Origin of the sequence: Parafilimonas sp., from assembly GCF_047606085.1 — a bacterium.
GTDB lineage: Bacteria > Bacteroidota > Bacteroidia > Chitinophagales > Chitinophagaceae > Parafilimonas.
On sequence record NZ_JASGEX010000174.1, the window covers coordinates 1 to 25,108 of the forward strand.

The window sequence follows — 25,108 nt, forward strand, 5'->3', positions numbered from 1 at the left end:
GGGGTTCAATATCAAAACCGTTTCATTTGCCCACCGGTTGCACCGATGGCTATTTAAATTAAACCCCATTCGGGGGTCTTTTATTAATCGTGTTTCTCCTAAGTTGACGGCTATGGTGTCGCCACCCACCTGCGAAAATTTGAAATACACCCGAAAAATTTAATGCAAGTTCCACCTGCCAATAAAATAATCTTTCCTTTGAACCTGCATTAACAAACCCGCTCACTTTAAATCGCGAGGGTAACAACCTGTGAACCCGTGAACTTTTAAACTTTTTACCCATTCACACCTTATCCACTTTTACTTTTATTAACAAATGATAGCGCGTAACTTTGCGCATCTTTTTTAAATCCCTTTTCTACAGGAGTTAGTATGAACCTATTTGAATCTCAGTCCGGTGAATTTGCAGGGCGGCATATTGGCATTGATCATACCGCGTTAAGCGAAATGTTAAAGGTTATTGGTGTTAATAGCCTGAACGAGCTGGTGCAAAAAACTGTTCCTGCAAACATACGCATGAACCATGAGTTGGAGCTGCCCGAAGCGATGAGCGAACACGAATACCTTCAGCATATAAAAAATATTTCCCTGAAGAATAAAATCTTAAAAAATTATATAGGCCAGGGTTATTATGACACCATAACGCCTTCGGTTATTTTGAGGAATATTTTTGAAAACCCGGGCTGGTACACCCAATACACGCCATACCAGGCCGAAATTTCACAGGGTCGTCTGGAAAGCTTGCTGAATTTTCAAACCATGGTCAGCGATCTCACAGGGTTACCCATTGCCAATGCTTCGCTGCTGGATGAAGCTACTGCGGCCGCTGAAGCCATGACCATGTTTTTTAACCTGCTTAACCGCGATCATGACCATATTGAAAAGGCAAAATTTTTTGTTGATAACGAAATATTCCCCCAAACAAAAGCTGTTTTAATTACCAGGGCAAAACCCATAGGCGTTGAGCTGGTATTTGGTGATTATAAAACCGCTTCAATAGATAACTCTTTCTTTGGCGTCATTATTCAATATCCCAACGATAAAGGTTCAATTGAAGATTACCGTGAATTTATTCACGAAGTGCATAGCAATAACGCCTTTGTTGTTATGGCTACTGATTTGCTTGCATTGACATTATTAGCTTCTCCGGGCGAATTAGATGCCGATTGCGCCATCGGTTCTGCGCAACGGTTTGGCGTGCCATTGGGCTATGGCGGCCCGCATGCGGCCTTCTTTGCTGCCAAAGATGCGTTTAAAAGAAACATACCCGGCCGCATCATTGGCGTAAGCGTTGATGCCCGGGGCAACCGCGCCTTGCGTATGGCTTTGCAAACCAGGGAGCAGCATATCAAGCGGGAAAAAGCCACATCCAATATTTGTACGGCGCAGGCTTTGCTGGCCAATATGGCCGCTATGTATGCGGTGTATCATGGCGCTGAAGGCCTGAAGCATATTGCCAAACGCATTGCCGTGCTTACGCAGCTTGTTGCAGAAGGCATTGAAGCAAGAGGCTTTCAGCTTGTATCGCAAAATTATTTTGATACGATAACCGTAAAAGTTGATGATGTAAAAGCGTTTAAAGAAAAAGCAGAACGCCAGAAGATCAACCTTCGTTATACCGCTAATAATTTAATCGGGATTTCACTGGATGAAACAGTGATGATTGATGACCTGTACGATCTCATCAATTGTTTTGAAAACGATATTGACCCTGTTGGTTTTGAAATAGAAGAAAACACAGAACCCGAACATATTCCTGCTTTCGCAAAAAGATCATCTTCTTTCTTAACGCACCCTGTTTTCAATATGCACCGCAGCGAAAGCCAGATGATGCGTTATATAAAATCGCTGGAGAATAAAGACCTTTCTCTAAATACTTCCATGATCTCTCTGGGCAGTTGTACCATGAAGCTGAATGCCGCAACCGAGATGATACCATTAAGCTGGAACCATTGGAGCAAAATGCATCCCTTCGCACCCAAAGAACAGGCCGGCGGTTACCAGTTGATGATTGAAGAACTGGAAGATTATTTATGCGAGATAACCGCATTCGATGCCTGCAGCCTGCAGCCCAACAGCGGCGCACAGGGCGAATATGCAGGCCTCCTTACCATTAAAGCCTATCATGAAAGCAGAGAAGAAGCGCACAGGAACATTATGCTGATACCCATTTCTGCACATGGCACCAATCCTGCTTCGGCGGTAATGGCGGGCATGAAAGTGGTTGTGGTAAAGGCTTTGGAAAATGGCTACATTGATGTAAATGACCTGAAAATAAAAGCGGAACAACATGCCGTCAATCTTGCCGGTATTATGATCACGTATCCAAGCACGTATGGTGTGTATGAAGAAACTGTAAAAGAAATCACAGAGATAGTACATGCCCGCGGCGGGCAGGTTTATATGGATGGCGCCAACATGAATGCACAGGTTGGCCTGACTGCGCCTGGTTTGATAGGCGCTGATGTTTGTCATCTTAACCTGCATAAAACATTTGCTATTCCACATGGCGGCGGCGGCCCCGGCATGGGGCCTATTTGCTGCAAAGATCACTTGAAACCGTTTTTACCAGGCAGCACGGTCAACGGTCAACAGCCAACGGTCAACAGTGTGAGCGCCGCACCTTATGGCTCTGCATCCATCTTATTAATCAGCTATGCTTATATAAGATTGCTGGGTAAAGAGGGCGTGAAAAAAGCAAGCGAATATGCTATTTTAAACGCCAATTATATGCGTGCAAGGTTGCAGCAGGCTTATGATGTTTTATACCTTGGCACAAACGGTACCTGTGCGCATGAGTTTATTGTTGACCTGCGGCCGTTTAAGAAATCTGCTGAAGTGGAAGCGGAAGATGTTGCCAAGCGTTTGATGGATTATGGTTTTCACGCACCAACATTAAGTTTTCCTGTTCCCGGAACTATCATGATTGAGCCGACAGAAAGTGAAGACAAGGCTGAGCTTGACCGTTTCTGCGATGCCCTGCTCAGCATTCGTGATGAAATAAAAAACATGGAAGAAGGTAAAGCTGATAAAAAGGATAATGCTTTAAAGAACGCACCGCACACGCAGGCTGTAATTTGTGCGGACGAATGGAACCATCCCTATACAAGAAAAGAAGCTGCATTTCCATTATATTATGTGACCCTGAATAAATTCTGGCCTTCGGTGGCAAGGGTAAATAATACGTATGGTGACAGAAACCTGGTTTGTACCTGCGAACCGGTGAGCACTTATGCAGATGAAACTGTTCAATGACCCTGGGCTTGGGTTAAGGCCGGCTTATACATTGGCTCATCCTGTTGTTTCAAAACAAACATTAAACTGCATACATGAAGTATTCCATCTGCAAAAAATTATTCGCGCTCTTTCTCCTGCCAGGTTTTGCCGGTGTTCAAAACATTACCGCACAAAAGGCTATTGATTTTGTTGATCCTTTTATTGGCACATCTGCACATGGCCATGTTTATCCCGGCGCTACGGTGCCATTTGGAATGATACAGCTTAGCCCTGACAACGGGAAATCGGGTTGGGACTGGTGCAGCGGTTATCATTACAGCGATTCGGTAATTGCCGGCTTCAGCCATACGCATTTAAGCGGCACCGGCATCGGCGATCTTGCTGATATATCTGTATTGCCCATGGTACATGTAAAACCATCAGGCGATAAAATCGTAAGCGCTTTCTCTCACAGCGAAGAAGAAGCAACCCCGGGCTATTATTCCGTTTTGCTGAAAACATTTGGCATTAAAGCAGCGTTCACCGCTACGGAAAACACGGGCTTTCATTGTTATACTTTCCCCGAAGCGAAGGATGCCATTATCCGTTTCGATCTCGGCTTTGCCATTAACTGGGATAAATGTACAGCCGGTGGCTTCAGGAAGATAAATGATACAACATTTGCCGGTTACCGTTTTTCAAAAGGCTGGGCGCCAGACCAGAAAGTATTTTTTGCTGTAAGCTTAAGCAAGCCGGTTAAAGCGGTACAATATTTTGCTGATGGCAATGCGGTTAATGGCGACAGCGTAACTTCAGATAAAGCAGTTGCCTGCTTATTGTTCGACACGAAGAAAGAGGAGAAGATCGTGATGAAAGTGGCATTAAGCTATGCGGATGAAGCCGGTGCACTGGCTGGCTTAAAAGCCAGTGAAACCATCAGCTTTGCTGCAGCAAAAACAATGGCTGCCAATGCATGGGAGAAAGAATTAAGCAGGGTGAAAGTAACCGGCGATGATATGGATACAAAAAAAGTGTTTTACACAGCTTTGTATCATGCATTCGAAGCGCCCGTTCGCTTTGATGATGTGAATGGAAATTATAAAGGCGCCGATGGCCTGCCTAAGAAAGCGGCGCATCCAATATACACGTTAAGTTCTTTATGGGATGTATTTCGCGCTGAAAGCCCCTTGTTTACTTTGCTGCAGCCGCAACGTGTGCCGGATATCATCAATTCTTATTATGATTTCTATACCCAGCATGGCCTGTTGCCTGTGTGGGATTTACAGTTTAATGAAACCAACTGCATGACCGGATATCATTGCATCCCGATTGTTGCAGATGCCATATTGAAAGATTTTAAAGGCATCAATACAACGGCTTTATACGAGGCCATGAAGAAAAGCAGCATGCAAAATATACGCGGCGCTGATTTCTATCGCGAATATGGATACCTGCCGCAGGATAAAATGGGCAGCAGCGTAACCATTACGCTGGAATATGCTTATGATGACTGGTGCATTGCGCAGGTGGCAAAGAAACTTGGCTATACGGATGATTACAACTATTACATGAAACGCGCCGCATCATGGAAAAATGTATTTGATCCGTCCATTGGTTTTGCCAGGGCAAAGAACGCCGATGGAAGCTGGGTTACGCCATTCGATCCGTATTTTTCTGAACATGATGAGCATAAAGCTATGTTTACCGAAGGTAACGCATGGCAGCATAGCTGGTTTGTGCCGCAGGATGTATATGGATTAATAAAAGCGTTCGGCGGCACAGATGCTTTTGTAAGCAAACTTGATTCCTTGTTTACCGTAAGCTCGCAGTTAAAAGGCGGGAATACCTCGCCTGATATAAGCGGCCTGATAGGCCAGTACGCGCATGGCAATGAGCCCAGCCATCATATTGCTTATTTATATGCTTATGCAGGTCAGCAATATAAAACAGCAGCAAGGGTGAGAAATATCATGCAGGAATTATATACTGCCAAAACAGATGGCTTATGCGGCAATGAAGACTGCGGCCAGATGAGCGCCTGGTATGTATGGAGCGCATTAGGCTTTTACCCGGTAAATGCAGCCAGCGGCGAATATGTTTTTGGGAGCCCGGTGTTTAAAGAAGTAACATTAACAGTGGCCAATGGCAAAAAACTTACCATCAAAACCATCAATAATGCAAAAGACCACCCTTACATACAAAGTATAAAACTTAATGGCAAACCTTACGATAAAGCATCCATTCTGCATGCCACTTTAATGCAGGGCGGCGTGCTGGAGTTTGTAATGGGCGCCGTGCCCAATAGGCAATTTGCAGTGGATGAAGCCGGCCTGCCGGGCAGGCAGTAACAGCCTTACAACAATACCATTTTAAAACAGCAATTTCGGCCTGCTTATAAACGGCTTTTACAATAAATGACTACAATCACCGCGGGTATTATCTCCCCTGTCATACAATTTCCGCAAGCGGCAAATTTAACTTGAGTCAAAACTTTTGCCATGAAACGGTTATTGCCTCTTTTGGTGTTTGCATTCGTAATGCCGGCGCAGGCCCAAAAATGCGATAAGGTTTTTGCCGATGCCCAGCGTTTTCATAATGGCCTGGCTGCCGTAATGAAAAACGGCCGTTATGGGTATATTGATATAAAGGGCAACACAGTTATTGATTTCCGGTTTAGCAACGCCCGGACTTTTGCCGATGGGCTTGCACCAGCATCAGATGAAAAAGGCCTGTGGGGCTATATTAACGGGAAAGGCGATTTTATAATAAGCCCTGAATACAATTTCGCCGACAGCTTTGATAACAATGAAGCAAGGGTAATAAAAGGCAGCAGCGTGTATTTTATTGATAAGAACAATAAAAAGCTGCATGAATAATCAGGCATCGTCTTTTATAGCTTAACCCACCTGCAGAACCCGCTATCATCAGAATTTAACTGCAGCGACGTCTGTTAGCTGCTTTTTTATTTGCCGGTAGCCCAACAAAATCCTTGTATTTTTGTATGCCCTGATTTATTCCTAAGTTTATGCCGGTTTAGCATTGCTGTATAAGTATAACCTGCAATATATCACATAATGAAACCGAGCATGATAATTTTTTCTCACACAGGGGAATGTACATAGCGAGGTTCCATGAGACAACTGAAAAAACAAATATGCACGAATGAAATCACGCTCAATCTTCACTTTAGCATGCACAGCTTTTATGCTTGCGCTCATTGTTTCCTGCAACACAAATGGCACTAAAGAAAAAGCGCCCGTATTAAAAAATGGCGGCCTTACATTGCCTTCCGGCTTTTCATCCAATATAGTTGCCGATTCGCTTGGCAGCGCCAGGCATCTTGTGGTAACGCCGCAAAACGATATATATGTAAGGCTTGCACATACAGTAAAAGGCGTTGGCACCTTGTTATTGCACGAAGAGCAGGGCAATGCCAGACTGTTATACGGTTTTGGTGATTTTGGCGGCACAGGCGTTCAGATACATGATGGTTATTTATACACTGCTTCCAACACAGAAATATTCCGTTATAAGCTTGATGCAGAAAATCATGTTACAGACACAGCAAAGCCGGAACGCATTGTAACAGGTTTAATTGACAGAAATGAGCACAATACCAAGTCCATCATGTTTGATGATAAGGGCAATATGTTTATACCCATTGGCTGCCCTTCCAACTCCTGCCAGGAAAACGACAGGAAGCCCGGATCAATGGGCATGCCCGGCTGCCTTTTGCTGGATTCTGCGGGCGGCGTATGGATGTTCAGCGCCGATAAAAAGGATCAGACTTACGGCGATGGCGCCCGTTATGCAACAGGCCTGCGCAATGTGGTTGCCATAGCCTGGAATAATCAGGCTAAAAAATTATTTGTTATGCAGCATGGCCGCGACCAGCTCAACACGCTGTTCCCTAAATATTTTAACGATAAGCAAAACGCACAGTTGCCTGCTGAATGCATGTATGCGCTGGGCAATGGCGATAATGCAGGCTGGCCTTATATTTATTATGATCCTTTTAAAAAGAAAAAAATATTAATGCCGGAATATGGTGGCGACGGCGAAAAAACATTGGACAGCAATTTTATTGATCCGGCTGCAGCCTATCCGGCGCACCTTGCACCTAACGACCTGTTGTTTTATGCCGGCGATATGTTTCCCGAAAAATATAAGAACGGCGCCTTCATTGCTTTTCATGGTTCATGGAACCGTTCGCCCGAGCCGCAGGCAGGTTTCTTCGTCGTGTTTCAGCCGTTTAAAAATGGTATGCCCGATGGCGATTGGGAAGTGTTTGCTGATGGCTTTTCAGGCGGTGCAGACAGCACGGCAAACGGCCATGCAGTGCATCGCCCCTGCGGCCTGGCACAAGGGCCCGACGGCGCTTTGTATGTATGCGATGATAACAGGGGCACTATCTTCAGGATAACTTATAACAAAAACGATCTTGAGCGTGATAAGAATAAAACAGGGCCAAATAATTTCAGGGATACGCAGGTGGCAGGGAAATAATTCCTGAAAATATTCAACACTCCGTTTCAGAGACTTTTTACAATTGAACATTCCTGTATTTATTATACAAATTCGTTTTCACCCTGCCCATCGCGCCGGCATCGTCAATCATGGAGCAAATACCTCTGAAGCAATTTGCCAGATGCTGAAGTCTAAACAATCCCTTTATTAGTGCCCGCCAACATAAAGTATTTTTTATTATTAAATATTCGATATTAATCTATCTTTATGAACCGATTGCCGCCATTATGCAAAAAGGAAAAAATCTTAAAAAGGAATGGGATGATTTTATAGAAACGGGAAATGACCGGTCTTTTTATATTCTTTATGGTCATTATCATGATTATCTGATCTATATTTCTCTTCAGAAAGACATTTCTTTAGATCAGGCCAAAGATTGCGTTAACGATCTGTTTCTCTACATTTTTGAAAACCGCACGAGGCTGGCTCATATAAAACAGCACCACAATTATCTTGTTACCAGTTTTGTGCGTAAACTGTTCCGGAAAGGGCGCTTTAACAGGCTGCAATCGCTTTCAGCAAGCGACAATAGCATATTCGATGAAATGATTCCCCCTGTTACGGAACCGTTCGGCCCGGAACCATCTGAAGAAGGGCAATTGAGCCAGATTGTAAAAGCGTATATAGGAAAGCTCTCTTACAGACAGGCAAAAATGATCTACCAGAAATTTTATATTGGATTAAGCTATGAGGAGATTGCTGCTGCGAATGGAGTTTCCATCAAAACTGCCTATAATACCATATTGCAGGCTATTGTAAAATTGAGAAACCTGATTGGCCCTGAACGCACAAGATCACTTAAGGCCGCTGTTTTTTCACTCGCGCATTTGTTCGTTTTTTAGATTGGGTTATGAATATCCTTGCGGCTCTTTCGCAATTGTAGAACAGCATTCTTTCTGCTGTTTTTCTTTTTTCTCTTATTTTTTTCAAAAAACTATAGGAAAAATTTAAGGTTTCTGCTCTATTAGCTAACAATAATAAAAATGAAGGCAGAAGAAATAGCGCAGCTTATTCAGGATGAACGTTTTCTCAACTATTGCTTCCAAAAAAATAAGGAAGATATACAGTACTGGGAATGCTGGTTGCTGGAACATCCGGAACACACTGACGCTATTGCTACATTGAAGAAACAGCTGATATTAACGACAACAGCGGCGCGTGAAAAGATGAAGCAGGAGCATTTTTCTGAATTGCAGGCACAAATGGCTGCCTCAGCAAAGAAAGGACGAAACCGTCTGTGGTGGCGCATTAGTGCAGCAGCAGCTATTTTATTGTTTTCTGTTTCCGGGTATTTTATGTTGCACAAACAACAGCAATCGCAGTTGGCAATACAGAATAAGCCAATCGGGAATATTTCTCCCGGTGGTAACAGAGCTATACTCACCCTGGGCAGTGGCAAACAGGTAGTCTTAACAGATGCAGCTAACGGCGCTATTGCGCAGCAGGGCAATGTAGCAGTGAATAAAACAGCAGACGGACAATTAGTCTATAATGACTCAAAGAATGCCCGGAATAGCACGGCGGAACAAGTAACCAATACAGTTACTACACCACGTGGCGGGCAATGGTTCATAATCCTGTCTGACGGGACAAAGGTTTGGTTAAATGCTGCTTCTTCCATTCATTATCCGGTAGCATTTACCGGCAACCAAAGAAAAGTAGTTATTACCGGTGAAGCCTATTTTGAAGTGGTGCATAATGCAGCAAAACCATTCAGGGTGGAGGTAGGCAACATACTGGTTGAGGATATTGGAACCGCTTTCAATATTAACGCATATACTGATGAGCCCGCCATCAAAACCACGCTTGTTAATGGCAGTGCAAAAATTTCGGGAAATAATGAAGCGCGTGTTTTAACAGCAGGACAGCAGGCGATTGCCAGTGCCGATGCTATCCAGGTGAAAAAAGTGAATACAGAAAACGTTATTGGCTGGAAAAACGGGCAGATACTTTTTGAAAATGAAGACCTGGGAACAATAATGCGGCAGGCATCCAGATGGTACGATGTAAACGTAACCTATCAGAGAACAATCCCCAACCGGGTGTTTGTAGGCGGCATACCAAGAAAATCTACGCTTGCTGAGTTTTTAAAGATACTTGAATATGAGAACGTGCATTGTACATTCAATGGCAACACAATTATTGTAAAGCCGTAATGAACAGAAAACGAACCGGTCACAATTAATAAAACAAAAAATGAAAATAAGAGATCAAACCTGACAATAACGGGCTCATAAAAAAGCCGGAAGTGATTGCGGCACAACCGGCAAAAGTTTGAGTGGTCTGGCCCGCGTTATTGACGGGCTCCCTAACTGTGCATTAAGATTAACTTACCCAAACATTGCAAAAATATGAATTTTTATTCTTCTGGCTCCGCCGTGCGTGAGAGGCAGGGTGGCATAACCAAAATATTGCTGGTAATGAAACTGACTACCCTTATATCTTTGATTGCCTGCATTCAGGTAAGCGCTGCGGGTTTCGGACAAAATATTACCCTGAATGAAAATAAAGCATCCCTGCGGGAAGTATTTAACCAGATAAAGAAGCAAAGCGATTATATCTTTTTCTATGAGGAAAAAGCGTTGGATAACCTTCCCGGGATCAGTGTTCACGCCAGAGATGCCGACATCACCAGCGTTCTGCGCCTTTGCCTGAAGGGATTGCCGCTTTCTTTTACTATCTCCGGCAATTTTATTGGCATCAAAAGAGAAAGCACGGATACTTCCGGCGCTGAAAAGACAGATTATGCCATACCGCCGCCGGTAAGGCTTACCGGACAGGTGGTGGATTCTGCAGGCAGCCCTGTATCGTATGCATCCGTTGTTATTAAAGGAACAAAGAGCGGCACAGCAACGGATAATGACGGGCGGTTTTCTTTAGAATCTTCAGCATCTTCGGGTACGCTTATCGTCTCGCATATAGGGTATATAACACAGGAAGTATCCTTTTCCGGCAACATGAATTTAAAAATCACACTGTTATCCCGGGCAGACGTTCAAAAAGATGTGGTGGTAACGGCTCTTGGAATCAAAAAAGAAAAAAGGGCTTTGGGCTATTCGGTGACTGAAGTTAAAGGAGAAGATTTAACGGAGGCGAGATCCGTGAATATCGCCAATTCGCTGGAAGGAAAAGTAGCCGGTCTCAATATTACCGGTACAGCGACTGGCCCGGGAGGCGCACAACGCATTACCATCCGGGGCGACGGATCAATTTCCGGGAACAACCAGCCGCTGATTATTGTAGATGGAATACCATTGAACAATGATAACCTGGGCAACGTTCAAACCTATGCCGGCCCTACCGGCGGCATAGACCTGGGAGATGGTATCAGTTCGATCAACCCGGACGAAATCGCTACCGTAAGTGTGCTCAAAGGAGGTACCGCTGCTGCCCTGTATGGATCCAGAGCCTCCAATGGGGTTATCCTGATCACGACAAAAGGAGGCGCCAAACGAAAAGGTATTGGTGTGGAAATAAACAGCAATTACGTGGTGGAGAGCCTCCTCTATTCCAGGTGGAAAGATTTTCAATATGAATATGGTTCCGGCGTTAACGGGGCGCCCGGAACCAACCTGAACGATATGGCCGCCAGCTGGGGAGGCAAACTTGACGGATCTCTGCAAACCCAGTATGATGGCGTTCAGCGCCCTTATGTGGCGCAGCGGGACAACCTGAAGAACTTCTATCAGACGGGCGGCGATTTTACCAACTCCGTCGCCATATCCGGCGGCAATGATTACATCGCCTACCGGGCATCGCTAAGCCATCTGAACACCCAAAGCATTGTGCCAAACACCACCCTGAAAAGAGACAATTTTGCCGTCAACCTTAATGCTAAGCTGAATAAAAAAATATCCTTTCTCCTTAATGCCAAATACATCAGCGAGGCCAACAAAAACAGGCCCAGGCTCTCCGATTTTACCGGCAATGCGAATTTTACCGTCATGGCGCTGCCAACCTCGCTCGACGTGAATATCATGAAGGATAAGTACGACAGCCTGGGGTATGAAAAACTATGGAGCACCAATCCCTGGGAGACCAATCCTTGGTACGCCCAGGAAGATTTCCGGGAAAAAGACTCTAAAACAAGAATGATCGTTTCTTTTGAGTCCAAAGCGTATATAACAGACTGGCTGTATGTAAAGGGCCGCTTTGGTTTTGATAAGTTTAATTTCCGGGAAAATTTCATTGTGCCTACCGGCGCCGCGTATTTGCTGGGCGGCCAGCTGAGAAATGAATTGCTTGACTATTCCGAAACCAATAATGAGCTCCTGCTGGGTTTTGATAAAGACGTTGCCGGCGGGTTGCATATTTCGGCATTCGCCGGCGGCAACCTGATGCGGCAGGTTTATCAGCAGCAAAATATCGTGGGGTCGCCGTTCAACATCCCCTTCTTCTACGATATTTCCAATATCAGCCCGGCTTCTATAACGACCACAGACCCTTACACGGAACAACGCATCAATTCGCTGTATGGATCGGTTGATTTGTCCTGGAAAGACTATCTCTTTTTGAATATGACGGGGCGCAACGATTGGTTTTCGACGCTCAGTCCCCAAAACAATAATATCTTTTATCCATCCGTAGGGGTTAGTTTCGTTCCCAGTTCGGCATTCAAAATGCCCGGTTTCGTCAGCTATCTGAAACTACGTGGCTCATGGGCCCAGGTGGGCGGCGCCACATCGCCATATCAGCTTAACCTGAACTATGCGCTCACCGGAAGCTATCGCGGAGCGGCGCTTGCACAGATCAACCAGACCCAGGTGCCCAATGCCGCCCTGCAGCCCCTGCTGTCAACCAGTGCGGAAATTGGCCTGGAAACCTATATGTTCAGTAACCGCCTGAAACTTGATCTGGCACTCTACAGCCGTATTACCACCAACGATATCGTCAGTGCCACCCTCTCCGCAACAACCGGTTACACTTCCGCATTATTCAACGTTGGCAAGCTCACGAACAAGGGCGTCGAGCTACTGCTCAGTTACCGTGTAATCAACGGCAAGGATTTCAGTTGGGAACCCTCCGTCAATTTCGCTTATAATAAAAACCGGGTTAATAAGCTGACCGATGGGTTAGACAAGCTCCAGGTAGGCGCATCGAGGATATTCACTGCCTATGTTTACCAGGAGGTAGGCCATCCGTTCAGCATGCTGGCAGGCGCCGGGTATGTCCGTGATGAGAAGGGAAATGTGGTGGTGAACGCCCAGGGATACCCGGAGATCAATTCATTTGTGAATTTCGGTACCGGCATCTCGCCGTTTACCGGCGGGTTCAGCAACTCATTCCGCTATAAGTTCATAACCCTGGGCGTGCTTATTGACGGCCGGTTTGGCGGGAAGATTTATGCAGGAACCGATGCTTTCGCGGCGATTAACGGGATGAACATTGTAACGGCTGCCGGAGGCGTTCGGGAAAATGGTTATGTAGTGCCCGGCGTTCTTGAAGACGGAACCCTCAATACAACTTCCCTTCCGGCGCAGGCTTTCTATACATTCGATCCGCTTGCTTCCGCAGAAAGCTATATTTATAAATCCGATTTCATAAAGCTTCGCCAGATCATCCTCGATTTTGCGTTGCCGGCGCGGTGGTACAGCAACACGCCGATCCAGGCGATTTCTTTCGGTATCGTTGGCCGCAACCTCGCCATACTTAAAAAATATACGCCGAATATAGACCCGGAATCAACTTATAACGCCTCGAACGCACAGGGCCTTGAGCTGGCCGGCGTTCCATCGGTAAGAACCTTTGGCTTCAATCTCAATGTTAAATTCTAAGACCATCACCCAAAAACAAAATTTTATGTTACGCAAATCATATCCCGTTTTGGTACTGGTGCTCGGATTGGCATCGTGCACCAAAGATTTTCAATCAATAAATGTTGATCCGACCAAGCCTTCGTCAGTTCCGCTTTCATACCTGCTCGGGCAGTCCATGCTGTTTATGGCCAGTTTCGACGCGGCAAAAATAAATATCGGTTATGGAATGATGTTCTCGCAACAAATGGCAACCCTCGAAATAAAGGGCACATTCGACGGCGATAAGTATTTCTATGAGCCGTCCATTTCCCAGGTATTCTTTGCGGCGGCATATCCCAACGCGATAAAAAACCTGGTCAATCTCATCGAACTGGGAAAGAACGATACCACTCAGGTGAATACCGTGGCCATCGCAAGGATACTGAAAGCTTTCGAGTTCAGCATGCTCACCGACTATTATGGGGATCTGCCTTATTTTGAAGCCGGCGAAGCATATTACGAAGGAACTTTCCAGCCGGCTTACGATTCCCAGCAATCCATTTACACGGACCTGCTCAAAGAGCTGGATGAGGCGGGGGATCAGCTCGACGCCTCGCAATCTTACCCAGACGCGGATTTTGTATATAAAGACGGAACCACCGCCGCCGTCAGCGACCTGGTGGCCAAATGGAAAGTATTTGCCAACTCACTCATGCTCCGGCTCGCCATGCGCCTCACCAAAGTGGATGCCACCAGTGCGCAGCAATGGGCTGCAAAAGCCATCGGCAAGGGCGTAATGGCCGACAACAGCCAGACCTTCAAATTCATCAGCGCCTATACCACGACCACTACGGTCAATCCAAATTCGATGGTCATGGGGCCTTCCGACAATGAGGCCATCGGGAACCAAATGCTTAAAACAGCAAGGTTTGCGTGGGGACAGACCCTGATAGACCTCATGAAATCCAGGAACGATCCGCGGCTGCCCATTATCGCCGCCCGGAACGACTCCGCTTCCTCTATCCCGAACCTGGTAGAAGGGGATCATTCCGTCGCCAATGCGCGCGGGCTGCAGAATGGGCTCGATGCTACCACGTTACAGGCCATGACGGGAGAAACCGATGCCTCCGGATTTTCCCGTCCCCGTGGCGTGATTATCGGCTCGGATGATCCCAACATGCTGCTGACGCACGCCGAAGTGCGCTTCCTCAAAGCTGAAGCGATGGCCAGGGGCTGGGTAACCGGCTCCGCGGGAGACGAATATCGTGCGGGACAGCAGGCCGCTATTCAGCAAATGCAGTCTTACACTCCGGACAATCCCGCTTCGGCCGCCGACATCACCGCCTATATGACCCAAAATCCTTACCCGGATGGCACGCTGGATGAGAACATGGCGGAGATCGAAAACGAAATGTACATTCTCACGGCGAGCACCTTCAACGGGTACGAAGCCTGGGCCAATATCCGGCGTACCGGGCTGCCGGTGCTTGTTCCCGTTAATTATCCCGGCGGGCAAACCGGCGGAACACTTCCCCGCCGCCTGATATATCCCACATCGGAAGCCGGTTTAAACCCGGATGGATACCAGGAAGCCGTTTCCCGAATGGGGGGCGATCTGATGACGACCAGAGTTTGGTGGGATAAACAATAAATTGCAGGCTAAGAAAAAACGATATGTGTAAGTTATTTTTTTTCCTGATTGCAATGTATATGACCCTTTCTCTACAGGCGCAGGAGCCGTTATTCAAATACCGGAGTGAGGAACCACGGTGGTCCAGTCCCGAAAATCTCAATGGCATAAAAGGCAGGGGCGGGCAGGAGAATTTCGGCGGTAAGGGCCATCCGAATGATCCGTTGCCTTCTGGCGACACTTTAACGCTTCTGGATGTGAAAGGGACCGGTGAGATCCGGCGAATCTGGATCACAATAGATAATCGAAGCCCGGAAATGCTGCGGTCGCTTCGCCTCGAAATGTTTTGGGATGGCGAAGCAAAGCCGGCCGTATCCGTTCCGTTCGGTGATTTCTTCGGGCTCACGCTGGGTAAGATCAATGCTTACGAAAATGCGCTCTTCAGCACTGCAGAGGGTCGTTCGTTCAATTGTTTTATTCCCATGCCCTTTCGAAGCGGCGCCCGCATACAGATCGTGAATGAGTCGGACAGCCTGTTAAACCTGGTTTATTTCGATGTGGATTATGTCAGGCTGACATCCTGGGATCCGGCTAATCTCTATTTCCATGCCTGCTGGCAGCGGGATACGGCAACCACACTGGCCCGCGACTTTGAACTGCTGCCCCGGGTTAGCGGAAAAGGACGATTGCTGGGTGTGGGCGTGGGCGTAAACGCCAACCCGCAATATGAAAATATCTGGTTCGGTGAAGGCGAGGTGAAAGTGTATCTTGATGGCGATACCACACTCCCGACACTGGTCGGCACCGGCACTGAAGATTACATCGGAACGGGCTGGAACGAAAAGAGATTTATCAATCGTTATACAGGCTGCACGGTGGCCAGCGATACGCCGAGGCAATATGCTTTCTACCGGCTGCATATACCTGACCCGATTTATTTCAGCCGGGATTGCCGGGCCACACTCCAGCAGATCGGAGGCGCCCACGCAAAACGGGCCGCAAAATACCAGGCGGCCGGAGCGCCGATGATCCCGCTGACCTATGGCAGCGACAGGCTATATAATCCCGGCAAACCGCCGGTGATGATAGATACAAGGAAAGCGGATGACCCCTGGGTTAATTTTTACCGCAGCGACGACGTATGTGCTATCGTCTATTTTTATCTCGACCGGCCGGGTGGAATAACGCCGCCATTGCAACCCGTCGCGATTCGTGTTTTTCACCTTTAAAAATTCTATACCAGTAATATTTAATCTTAATAGTATGCATAAACAGGGCCTGCTTTTTCTAACTTTTCTTTTTGCCAGTCAATTATACACTCAGGTTAAAGACGTTAATAAACAACCGTTAACGCCACAACAAATAACTCAAAGCATTATGGATTCTTAATCCAAAGTGTTTTGAGTTTGCGCTTCTCTTAATACTCAATACATTCATTCTATTAAGTAATTACTATATTTCTATTGTGGTTAAAACAAGCCTGAACTACATCTTAAAGGTTTCAATCCTGCAGGCAATAAGTATGAAAAATCAAAAAAAATTACAACTGAAATGATTAAAACACTCATGGCGGTACTGCCTGCATTTTTAATAACAGTTTCTTCTCTGCCTGCGCAAAAGAAAACATGTCTTCCATTCTTTTAAAAAGAGATATGCATGATTTTTCTATCCGGCAGGCGGAGGCTTTGAAAGTAAAAAATTAACTGAGGCCGGTCATGTTGATTACAGGCCTGCGACAGCCGTCTAACCAAAGGAAAAATGTTACGAATACAATTTCCATCAGACCGGCTTTCCCGGGCCGATGGAATTAATTATCAACTCCATGCTTTACGTAAAAATCTAAGCCAGTTGCCATGCATAATATTCTCAATATCAGTATTGGAATAACCGCGTTGCAATAACAAAGAAGGGATTTTATTCAAATCCGCAATCGTTTCCAGATCATAAGGGCATTGTTCTTTACCAAAAGCGCCATCCAAGTCGGAGCCAATGCCAACATGCAAAGCATTGCCTGCCAACTGGCAGATATGATCCATATTATCAACCACCTTTTCCATATTGCAATTGGTTGACTGGGGAGTTGATACGCCGCGTTTCCAGCCAGGCGCCAGCATCCATGCGTCAAATGCGCCGCCAATTACAGCGCCGCGCTCAATCAATGCTTTTATTTGTTCATCGCTGTATTGCCGGTTATGGTTTACAAACAGCCTGCAGTTATTATGGCTTGCCCATACATGTCCGCTGAATACATCCATTGCATCCCAAAAAGCGTCATCGCATAAATGTGTGGCATCAAGAATTATATTCAGCCGCTCCATTTCTTTCAGCAAGGCTTTTCCTTCTTCATTCAAATGCCCTGTTGTATCGGTGCCATTGGCATAACGTCCCGGCCCATAATGGGCAGGGCCGATGGCACGCAAACCATAATGATAAGCGCGTTCCACATAGCTGATATCAACCAGTGAATCTGCGCCTTCCAGGCTTAAAATATAACCAATGGGCTTGTGCGCAACATCATCATTCATCCATGCCTCAACATGCTTGTTCAATGCATCAATGGTTGTGATCATTTTCATTTCACCACAATCTTCCATGGTTTTATACCATGCAAGCTGCGCCTGTGTTTGCGCCCATGCCTGCTGCGGTGAATGCCAGCCTGGCAAAGGGTTTCCGGGCGATACATATCTTGCAATTTGTGTAGCGACTACCAAGCCAATATTGCCTTTTCGCAATTCAGGAAAAGCGACCGTGCCTTTCGCCCTGTCGGGTTTATCATGTAAACCGGCTTCGCTTTCCCGCAATTCAAAAACGGTTTTACGCAAGTCGCGGTTCCATTCCATAGCATTCATGCTAAGGTCTAAATGGGCATCTATTGTAAACATTGTCTGAACCTGGATTTTAAATGATTTTAAAGATTATACTGATTTTTATTATTAAAGATTTTGCATAACAGATCAAAATGATTTTTCTATCCCGGCAATCCAAAAATCCTTTTAATCCCGGTTCAGACAGTTATTTTTCTGTCCCTCGCAACAACTTTCCATTCATCAACCGCTTCATTATTTTCAACAATAACGGCCCTTTCATACAATGCGACGGTTGGGCAAATATGATAAGGCACACCGTACAGTACATCACCCACTTTATATAATGCTGCATCTTCTACTTTCAATACAAGATGCTCTTCGCTTTGGCCAAGCGGCTGTACATTTTCCGCATTCAAAAAATGAACCCGTTTCTCCATCGCATTTTCTGCAGATACGGATTTATGGCCGAGGTCAATACAGATAGTATGTTCGTCAACTACAGAAACAACTCTTGATATTACGAGCGCTGCATAATCAAACGGCTCATCGGGAAACTGTGTTTTATAGCCATAATCCCAGAACACAAAAGTGCCCGGGCTGCATTCCACATCCTCCCGTTGCGCATGCACAGGAAATGTTGGCGAGCCGCCCGCCACTATCTTTAATTTTATATTGAAGGATGACGCGATCTTTTCTGCCAGTTCAACAGCCTGCTGAAAAGCTGCATCTGTTTTTTGCTGCCGTTCATTAACATCTGTATCACGAATATGCCCGTCATATACATGCAGGCCGGTAATATGAATACCTTTTAAATCTTTGCACGCTTGAAAAAGGTCAAAAGCGCCGGATGGTTTTATGCCTGTCCTGTTCTGGCCAACATTCACATCAATATAAACATCCGTACAAATTTTATTTGCTGAAAAAATACCGTCAATAATTTCTGCATTATCAGTATCATCAATCAGGCAGGAAAATTTTGTTGAGGGATATTGTTCAACAAGCGCAGCCAAACGTTTTGCTTTTACCGCTGTTGGCTGATAGGCAAGCAAAACATCCGGCGCTTTTATCATGCCCAGCATCTCCGCCTCGGCAATGGTGGCGCACTTGAATTTGGCGATGCCTGCATCCATCATCATCTTACATACTTCAGCCATCTTGTTTGTTTTTACATGCGGGCGCAATAAAGCTGCCTTCCGCATACGTAATACCGACTGGATATTTTGCTGCACCCTTTCTTTATAAACGATCAGCGCCGGCGAATCAACGGTTTCAATATTTTTTATTTCATACCAGTTCATCATAAAAGTTTTTTACAAACATCATAAATAAAAACATACATTTTGTAAATGGTTTTATTGTTGCGGCGGAATGGTATAACAGCAAATGAAAGTGATGCTATAATAATAAAATAGCTGCATTAGTTTGTGCTTATCTTTATTTATGTATAACATTGTTTAACCTAAACATAATGCAATGCAGGAAGATATCATCATACAGATAAGCAACAGGTTGAAGGAAGTGCGCACAGAAAAAAAAATAACATTGCAGCAGCTTGCCGATAAAGCAGGCGTAACAAAAGGCTTAATATCTCAAATTGAAAACAGCCGCACCATACCATCGCTTACCGTGCTGATTAATATTATAAGGGAATTAAAACTTGACCTGAATGCTTTTTTTGATACCATTGAATTTGAAAAAAAATCCTCACCGGTTATACTGAAAAAAAAATCTGCTTACCAGTCTTTTGAAAAAGAAAACGCCAAAGGCTTTTTATACCAGCGCATATTATCAACCAACATTGATGAACAGCATATAGATGTTATGCTGTTGCGATTGCAAAAGAATGCTCGCAGGGCAATGGTAAAAACAAATGCTTATGAATATAAATATTTAATTGCCGGCAAAGTTGAATATACCATAGGCAAAGAAAAACATGTGCTGGAAGAAGGTGATTCAATTTTTTTTGACGCCAGGCACATGCATAATCCTAAAAATATTGGTGAGAGCGATGCGCTGATGCTGGTGCTTTATTTTTTTATCAACTGATATTTGGAAGCTGCCTTGATTTATCAAGCGCAAACGTTTGCATAGATTTTTTTATTGGCTGCAATTAAGAAAAGTTTAGTATATCTTTACTTCACCTTAATACAGACTTAATACTAACTTAATACTAATTCCGGAATTTCATTTGGAAAAAGTTCGTTTTTTGTGTAAACGACCGATTATCTTAAGGTTTAATATTTATATACCTATTTTAAAAACTATCTGTGTATGAAAAAAACATCTTCATCAATCAGAAAACTATTTTTTCTGCTTATCATCATTTGCTCAGCCTTGCACGGCCGGGCGCAAAACACGGTTACCGGCACTGTAAACGGGGAGAATAACGCCCCCGTACAGGGCGCCGCTGTTGTTAATAAAAATTCAGGCAAAGGCACAATAACAGATGCTGAGGGCAAATTTGCTATCACTGCAAAAAAAGGTGAGGTGCTTGCCATCAGTTATGTAGGTTTTGCCAGCGAGGAAATTACGGTTGGCAACAACCGCTCATTCGCAGTTACACTTAAAGCAGATAATGCCCAGTTAACTGATGTTGTTGTTACTGCCACCGGTATTAAAAAAGAGGCTAAGCGATTGGGTTACGCTGTGCAAACAATTGATGCAACTGCTTTAACCAAAGCAAGAGAGCCTAACCCGGTTAACTCCTTAAAAGGAACCGTTGCAGGGCTTGCCATCAACATTAACCAGGAAATGGGTCATCCTGCAGGCATGATAGTGCGCGGCGAAGGCAGCCCTATGTTTGTGGTGGACGGCGTTGCCATCAGTTCAGACACCTACAACATCAATCCTGATGATATTGAAACATATACCGTATTAAAAGGACCGAATGCTGCAGCCCTGTACGGTTTTCAGGGAAAGGACGGAGCCATCATTATTACTACCAAAAAAGGCACGAAAGATAAAAGAGGCTGGGTGATAGATTTCAATTCCAGCACACAGATTAATAAAGGCTTTATTGCCATGCCCAAACAACAGGACAGGTTTGGCGCAGGTGAAAACGGTAAATACGCTTATGGCGGCGGTGGTTCTACCGCGGATAATTATTTTGGCAATGGCGTTATAGGTTCGGGCGTGGGTGATTATGATTACGATATTTGGGGCCCGGAATTCAGGGGCCAGTTATTACCGCAGTACGATGGCGAATACACCCCTTCAGAAACCTATACAACCACCTTTGCTGATGGAAGCACTTATACCGGGTACGTAGTGCCTACTGCGTGGACGGCAAGGGGAAAAGATAATTTAAAAAGGTTTATACAGGCCGGCCTGCTTTCTACCAACAGCATTTCTGTAGCTTCTTCTACCGAAAAAACAGATGTAAGAGTTTCCATAGGCAATACTTACCAAAGAGGTATTGTGCCAAACACTAAGCTGAACAATGCTAACTTTAGTGCAAATGTTACCCAAAGGTTCAGTGAAAAATTTTCTGCCACTGCATACTTTAACTACAGCAGGCAATCATCGCCCAATGTGCCCGATGTAAACTATGGTCCCAACAGCATTATTTACAATATGAGCATTTGGGGCGGTGCAGACTGGAGCGTGGACGATATGCGTGATTACTGGGAAGAAGGCAAAGTGGGTGTTCAGCAGAAATATGCCGAACATTACCGGTACAACAATCCCTGGTTTATGAGCTATGAATGGCTCAGAGGGCATTATCAAAACAATGAATACGGTTATATTTCCTTAAACTATAAGCTGAACGATAAGTTCGATTTTATGTTCAGGCCCAGCCTTAACACTTACGATATGCTGAACACAGAAAAACTTCCTTATTCGGCAGCAGCTTATGGAAGGGAAAGCAAGCACCAGGGTGATTACAGAGAAGACAGAAGAGCTCAATTTGAAAACGATGAAGAAATTCAGGTAAGGTATCATCAGAATGAAATCTTCAACTTCCTTGATGTACAGGCTGTAGCCGGAGCAAATGCAAGAAACCTTAGTTTTTCTGCTGATTTTACCTCAACAAATAACCTGATTGTTCCGGGCGTGTATGCTTTTTCCAATTCACTAAACACACTCTCGGCATCCAGCTTCCATTCAAACCTGCTGGTGTTAAGTGCATATTACTCCGTTGACTTAGGTTACAAATCTTATGTTACGGCAAATGTTACCGGCCGTGTGGACAAGTCGTCCAGTATGCCATCCAATACAAACCACTACTATTATCCTTCTTATAACTTAGCCACCGTAATTTCGGATTATGTAAAACTGCCTGCGGCAATTTCATTCCTTAAATTACGCGCTTCTTATGCAGCTACCAAGGAAGGTGGTGTTAGTACAACATATTCTGCGTATAATGGGCTCTATGGCTACTCCTGGACTTCTCCGTATGGAGGCCCAAGCTATGGATTTGGGTCAACATATAGTTTGGCTGCTACTTATACCAACCAAAACAGCGCCACTTATACCAACCAGTTAATAGACCCGACTATTTATCCGGCAGACAGGAAAGCATTAGAGTTTGGAGCAGACATCCGCTTCCTTAAAAACAGGATAGGGCTGGATGTAACACACTATCATTATAAGAATACAAGTATTGTAAGCCAAACTATTTCATCGGCATCAGGCTACTCATCCTATCTGACCAACGGCGATGTTTATACCAATGATGGGTGGGAAGTAACACTGAATGCAAAACCGCTGGCAAATCCTAAAGGCCTTAGCTGGAATGTGGCGGCTAATTTCTCCACCTTCATCAGAAAATGGGTGGATATGGCCAACCCCACCAATTGGGTAAAAAACGGTTCCCGTGTGGACCTGAACTATGGCAATGGTTATGTAAGAACACCTGATGGCCAATTAGTGGTTGATGAGTCAAGCGGCACATATATCCGTTTTAGCGATTTGGGTTATTCCTCGCAGAGAATATGGGGGCATTCAGACCCTGATTGGCAATGGTCTCTGTCAAACACTTTCAGTTATAAAAGTTTCTCTCTCCACTTTCAGTTCGATGGTTTGGTAGGTGGCGTGGTAAATGATTATGTAAGGCAAAAAATGCTGCAGGGTGGCCGCCAGATTGAAACTGCCACCGGCGCCCTGGGCGAAGCAAGGCCCTCGGATGAAGCCAATGTAAAAGCATATACCGGCGAAGGGGTAACTTTATCAGGAAGCATTGAGCTTGACCCAATAACAGGCGAGATAACCAATTACAAGGATTTAACCGCTACCAAAAATACCACCAAATCATTCGTTCAGGCCTTTGTGTACAAAGCAGCTCAAAGCAATGAGCTAACCACTATCAGTAAAACCAATGCCAAGCTGCGGGAAGTAACCTTCTCGTACCAACTGCCACAAAAGCTGTTCGGAAATTCTTTTATCCGCAATGCCAGTGTTTCGCTGGTAGGGAGAAACTTATTGTATTTCTTCCCCAGCCGTTATAAAGATATAGATGTGGACCAATACACACAGGATGGCGGTTCAGGCCTGCAAACGCCCACTACACGCAGTTACGGCTTTAACCTGAATCTTACCTTTTAAACTTTCAAAAGCATTCAATATGAAACAGACAAAATATATTATATTCATTGTGCTGGCGGCCTTCATAATGGCTTCCTGCAATAAACAGATTGAAGACTACCAGGCGGATCCGAATAATGCCACCAGCGTTCCACCCGACGTTATTTTAGGAACCGTGCTGGTTGATATTGCCGGCAGAGGCACAGGCGATCTGGGCGGCATAGACTCCTGGGATGCTGTGCCCGCATGGAACCAATACCATTGCCAGAATTATAATTATTATGGCGATAATACCTATTCCTGGTCAAGCGGCAGTTTCGACCCCTACCTGGTAATGAAAAATGTGATCCAGATGGAAAACGAAGCCTTAACAAGGGGCGCCAACGCTGTAAACCCTTATGAAGCTATTGGAAGGTTTATAAAAGCATATTACTTTTATAACCTTACCTCTTTGTTTGGCGACGTGCCGGAAGAAGAAGCGTTAAAGTCGGCTGACAATACAAGCCCCGCCTATACTTCACAGGACACCGTATTTAAGTATGTTTTAGACCAGTTAGACAGCGCTAATGCTGATCTTGCATCATTAATCAGCAGCGAGGACAATTCACTGTCAGCCTCGCAGGATATATATTACAGCGGAAGCCTTACACAATGGCAAAAGGCAGTAAACGCTTTCAGGCTAAGAGTGCTTATCAGCCTGAGCAGTAAAACGTCAGACGGAATATTAAACGTTGCTTCTCAATTTGCAACCATCATCAATAACCCTTCTGAATATCCGGTTCTTGCAAGCCAGGACGATGACCTTCAATTTACGTATGACCCTGACGGTACCGGCACGTACAGCATCAATCCTTTCAATCCGGGCGCTTACGGTTCTATTGCCGGACGGTATAATATGGCATACACTTATGTAAATGCGTTAACCAGCATAAGCGACCCGCGGGTGTTTGTTACCTGCGAACCGGCAACAGCGCTTATGGGCAGCGATACTGCCAACCCTGCTCAGTTTAAGTATTTTACGGGGGCAAGCACAGGCGAAGATGTAGGCTCTATGTATAACAATGCCTTTTCCGGAAAATATTCTTTTATTAACCGCCACAGGTATTATTCCACTTACAGTGGCGACCCTGATGTGCTGGTGGGCTATAAAGAAATGTGCTTCAATATTGCAGAAGCCATCACCCGGGGATGGGTGAGCGGCGACGCAGAAACATGGTACAAAAAAGGCATTACAGAATCGTTTTCATTTTACGGCATTGATGTTACAGCATCCAGCTTTACTGCATATTTTATGCCGGCAGACGGCAGTGATCCCACTACAGACCCGGAGCCTTATACGGTTAGTTTTGACTTTGACGAGTATTATGCACAATCAGCAGTAAAACTTTCTTCTACAGCAGCAACGGCCATTAACCAAATAGTGTATCAGAAATATATTGCCATGTTTGAAAATTCAGGTTATGAAGCATACTATAACTGGCGCAGAACCGGCGTACCTGAATTTCAAACCGGCACCGGTGTGGGCAATAATGGGGTTATCCCTTTACGCTGGTCATATCCTACAACAGAGCAAACAAAAAATGCTGCCAACTGGAATGCAGCGCTATCCAGCCAGGGTTTTAGTGCAGATGACCTTAACCAGACAATGTGGCTTTTACAATAATGACGTG

General features: G+C 45.1%; 14 protein-coding genes. 12 read left to right on the forward strand and 2 right to left on the reverse strand.

Features of this window, described 5'->3' with window-relative positions:
• The first annotated feature begins 372 nt into the window (after positions 1-372).
• The 9 genes from gcvP (at position 373) to QM629_RS15040 (ending at position 16,337) form a co-directional block, all read left to right on the forward strand.
• Positions 373-3,255 (forward strand): aminomethyl-transferring glycine dehydrogenase, encoded by a 2,883-nt coding sequence (gcvP, locus tag QM629_RS15000; protein WP_415160701.1) that lies wholly within the window; start codon positions 373-375, stop codon positions 3,253-3,255.
• Between the two features lie 74 nt (positions 3,256-3,329).
• Entirely contained in the window at positions 3,330-5,564 is a 2,235-nt protein-coding gene (locus tag QM629_RS15005) for a GH92 family glycosyl hydrolase (protein ID WP_415160702.1), read from the forward strand.
• 150 nt (positions 5,565-5,714) lie between these two features.
• Entirely contained in the window at positions 5,715-6,092 is a 378-nt protein-coding gene (locus tag QM629_RS15010; RefSeq protein ID WP_415160703.1) for a WG repeat-containing protein, read from the forward strand.
• Between the two features lie 286 nt (positions 6,093-6,378).
• The gene (locus QM629_RS15015) at positions 6,379-7,722 is read left to right on the forward strand and encodes a PQQ-dependent sugar dehydrogenase (protein WP_415160704.1); all 1,344 of its coding nucleotides are present in this window, start codon (positions 6,379-6,381) and stop codon (positions 7,720-7,722) included.
• Between the two features lie 248 nt (positions 7,723-7,970).
• On the forward strand, positions 7,971-8,585 hold the full coding sequence (locus tag QM629_RS15020; protein WP_415160705.1) for an RNA polymerase sigma factor: 615 nt from the start codon (positions 7,971-7,973) through the stop codon (positions 8,583-8,585).
• Positions 8,586-8,726: 141 nt separating this feature from the next.
• Positions 8,727-9,899 carry a FecR family protein gene (locus QM629_RS15025; protein WP_415160706.1) on the forward strand — a complete coding sequence of 391 codons (1,173 nt, stop codon included), beginning with the start codon at positions 8,727-8,729 and terminating at the stop codon, positions 9,897-9,899.
• 195 nt (positions 9,900-10,094) lie between these two features.
• Entirely contained in the window at positions 10,095-13,517 is a 3,423-nt protein-coding gene (locus QM629_RS15030) for a SusC/RagA family TonB-linked outer membrane protein (RefSeq protein WP_415160707.1), read from the forward strand.
• A 25-nt stretch (positions 13,518-13,542) separates the two neighbouring features.
• The gene (locus QM629_RS15035; RefSeq protein ID WP_415160708.1) at positions 13,543-15,129 is read left to right on the forward strand and encodes a SusD/RagB family nutrient-binding outer membrane lipoprotein; all 1,587 of its coding nucleotides are present in this window, start codon (positions 13,543-13,545) and stop codon (positions 15,127-15,129) included.
• A gap of 23 nt (positions 15,130-15,152) precedes the next feature.
• Positions 15,153-16,337, forward strand: a complete 1,185-nt coding sequence (locus QM629_RS15040) for a glycoside hydrolase family 172 protein (RefSeq protein WP_415160709.1) — start codon at positions 15,153-15,155, stop codon at positions 16,335-16,337.
• A gap of 585 nt (positions 16,338-16,922) precedes the next feature.
• Here QM629_RS15040 and QM629_RS15045 read toward each other — a convergent pair.
• Together QM629_RS15045 and QM629_RS15050 are read right to left on the reverse strand one after the other, a co-directional pair.
• The gene (locus QM629_RS15045; protein WP_415160710.1) at positions 16,923-17,990 is read right to left on the reverse strand and encodes a dipeptidase; all 1,068 of its coding nucleotides are present in this window, start codon (positions 17,988-17,990) and stop codon (positions 16,923-16,925) included.
• A 122-nt stretch (positions 17,991-18,112) separates the two neighbouring features.
• Positions 18,113-19,216 carry a D-TA family PLP-dependent enzyme gene (locus tag QM629_RS15050; protein ID WP_415160711.1) on the reverse strand — a complete coding sequence of 368 codons (1,104 nt, stop codon included), beginning with the start codon at positions 19,214-19,216 and terminating at the stop codon, positions 18,113-18,115.
• Positions 19,217-19,388: 172 nt separating this feature from the next.
• Between QM629_RS15050 and QM629_RS15055 the strand changes: the two genes are divergently transcribed.
• The 3 genes from QM629_RS15055 to QM629_RS15065 all read left to right on the forward strand — a co-directional run bounded on the left by QM629_RS15055 (position 19,389) and on the right by QM629_RS15065 (position 25,101).
• Positions 19,389-19,961 carry a helix-turn-helix domain-containing protein gene (locus QM629_RS15055; RefSeq protein WP_415160712.1) on the forward strand — a complete coding sequence of 191 codons (573 nt, stop codon included), beginning with the start codon at positions 19,389-19,391 and terminating at the stop codon, positions 19,959-19,961.
• Between the two features lie 225 nt (positions 19,962-20,186).
• Positions 20,187-23,459, forward strand: a complete 3,273-nt coding sequence (locus QM629_RS15060; RefSeq protein WP_415160713.1) for a SusC/RagA family TonB-linked outer membrane protein — start codon at positions 20,187-20,189, stop codon at positions 23,457-23,459.
• Positions 23,460-23,478: 19 nt separating this feature from the next.
• A complete protein-coding gene (locus QM629_RS15065; RefSeq protein WP_415160714.1) occupies positions 23,479-25,101 on the forward strand; it encodes a SusD/RagB family nutrient-binding outer membrane lipoprotein in 1,623 nt (540 codons plus the stop codon).
• Positions 25,102-25,108 lie beyond the last annotated feature (7 nt).

Bases quoted from the DNA above. Each gene is read 5' to 3' on its own strand.
- QM629_RS15025 (WP_415160706.1), top strand. From the start codon at position 8,727: ATGAAGGCAGAAGAAATAGCGCAGCTTATTCAGGATGAACGTTTTCTC.
- QM629_RS15060 (WP_415160713.1), top strand. From the start codon at position 20,187: ATGAAAAAAACATCTTCATCAATCAGAAAACTATTTTTTCTGCTTATC.
- QM629_RS15040 (WP_415160709.1), top strand. From the start codon at position 15,153: ATGTGTAAGTTATTTTTTTTCCTGATTGCAATGTATATGACCCTTTCT.
- gcvP (WP_415160701.1), top strand. From the start codon at position 373: ATGAACCTATTTGAATCTCAGTCCGGTGAATTTGCAGGGCGGCATATT.
- QM629_RS15005 (WP_415160702.1), top strand. From the start codon at position 3,330: ATGAAGTATTCCATCTGCAAAAAATTATTCGCGCTCTTTCTCCTGCCA.
- QM629_RS15065 (WP_415160714.1), top strand. From the start codon at position 23,479: ATGAAACAGACAAAATATATTATATTCATTGTGCTGGCGGCCTTCATA.
- QM629_RS15015 (WP_415160704.1), top strand. From the start codon at position 6,379: ATGAAATCACGCTCAATCTTCACTTTAGCATGCACAGCTTTTATGCTT.
- QM629_RS15055 (WP_415160712.1), top strand. From the start codon at position 19,389: ATGCAGGAAGATATCATCATACAGATAAGCAACAGGTTGAAGGAAGTG.
- QM629_RS15010 (WP_415160703.1), top strand. From the start codon at position 5,715: ATGAAACGGTTATTGCCTCTTTTGGTGTTTGCATTCGTAATGCCGGCG.
- QM629_RS15050 (WP_415160711.1), bottom strand. From the start codon at position 19,216: ATGATGAACTGGTATGAAATAAAAAATATTGAAACCGTTGATTCGCCG.
- QM629_RS15030 (WP_415160707.1), top strand. From the start codon at position 10,095: ATGAATTTTTATTCTTCTGGCTCCGCCGTGCGTGAGAGGCAGGGTGGC.
- QM629_RS15045 (WP_415160710.1), bottom strand. From the start codon at position 17,990: ATGTTTACAATAGATGCCCATTTAGACCTTAGCATGAATGCTATGGAA.
- QM629_RS15035 (WP_415160708.1), top strand. From the start codon at position 13,543: ATGTTACGCAAATCATATCCCGTTTTGGTACTGGTGCTCGGATTGGCA.
- QM629_RS15020 (WP_415160705.1), top strand. From the start codon at position 7,971: ATGCAAAAAGGAAAAAATCTTAAAAAGGAATGGGATGATTTTATAGAA.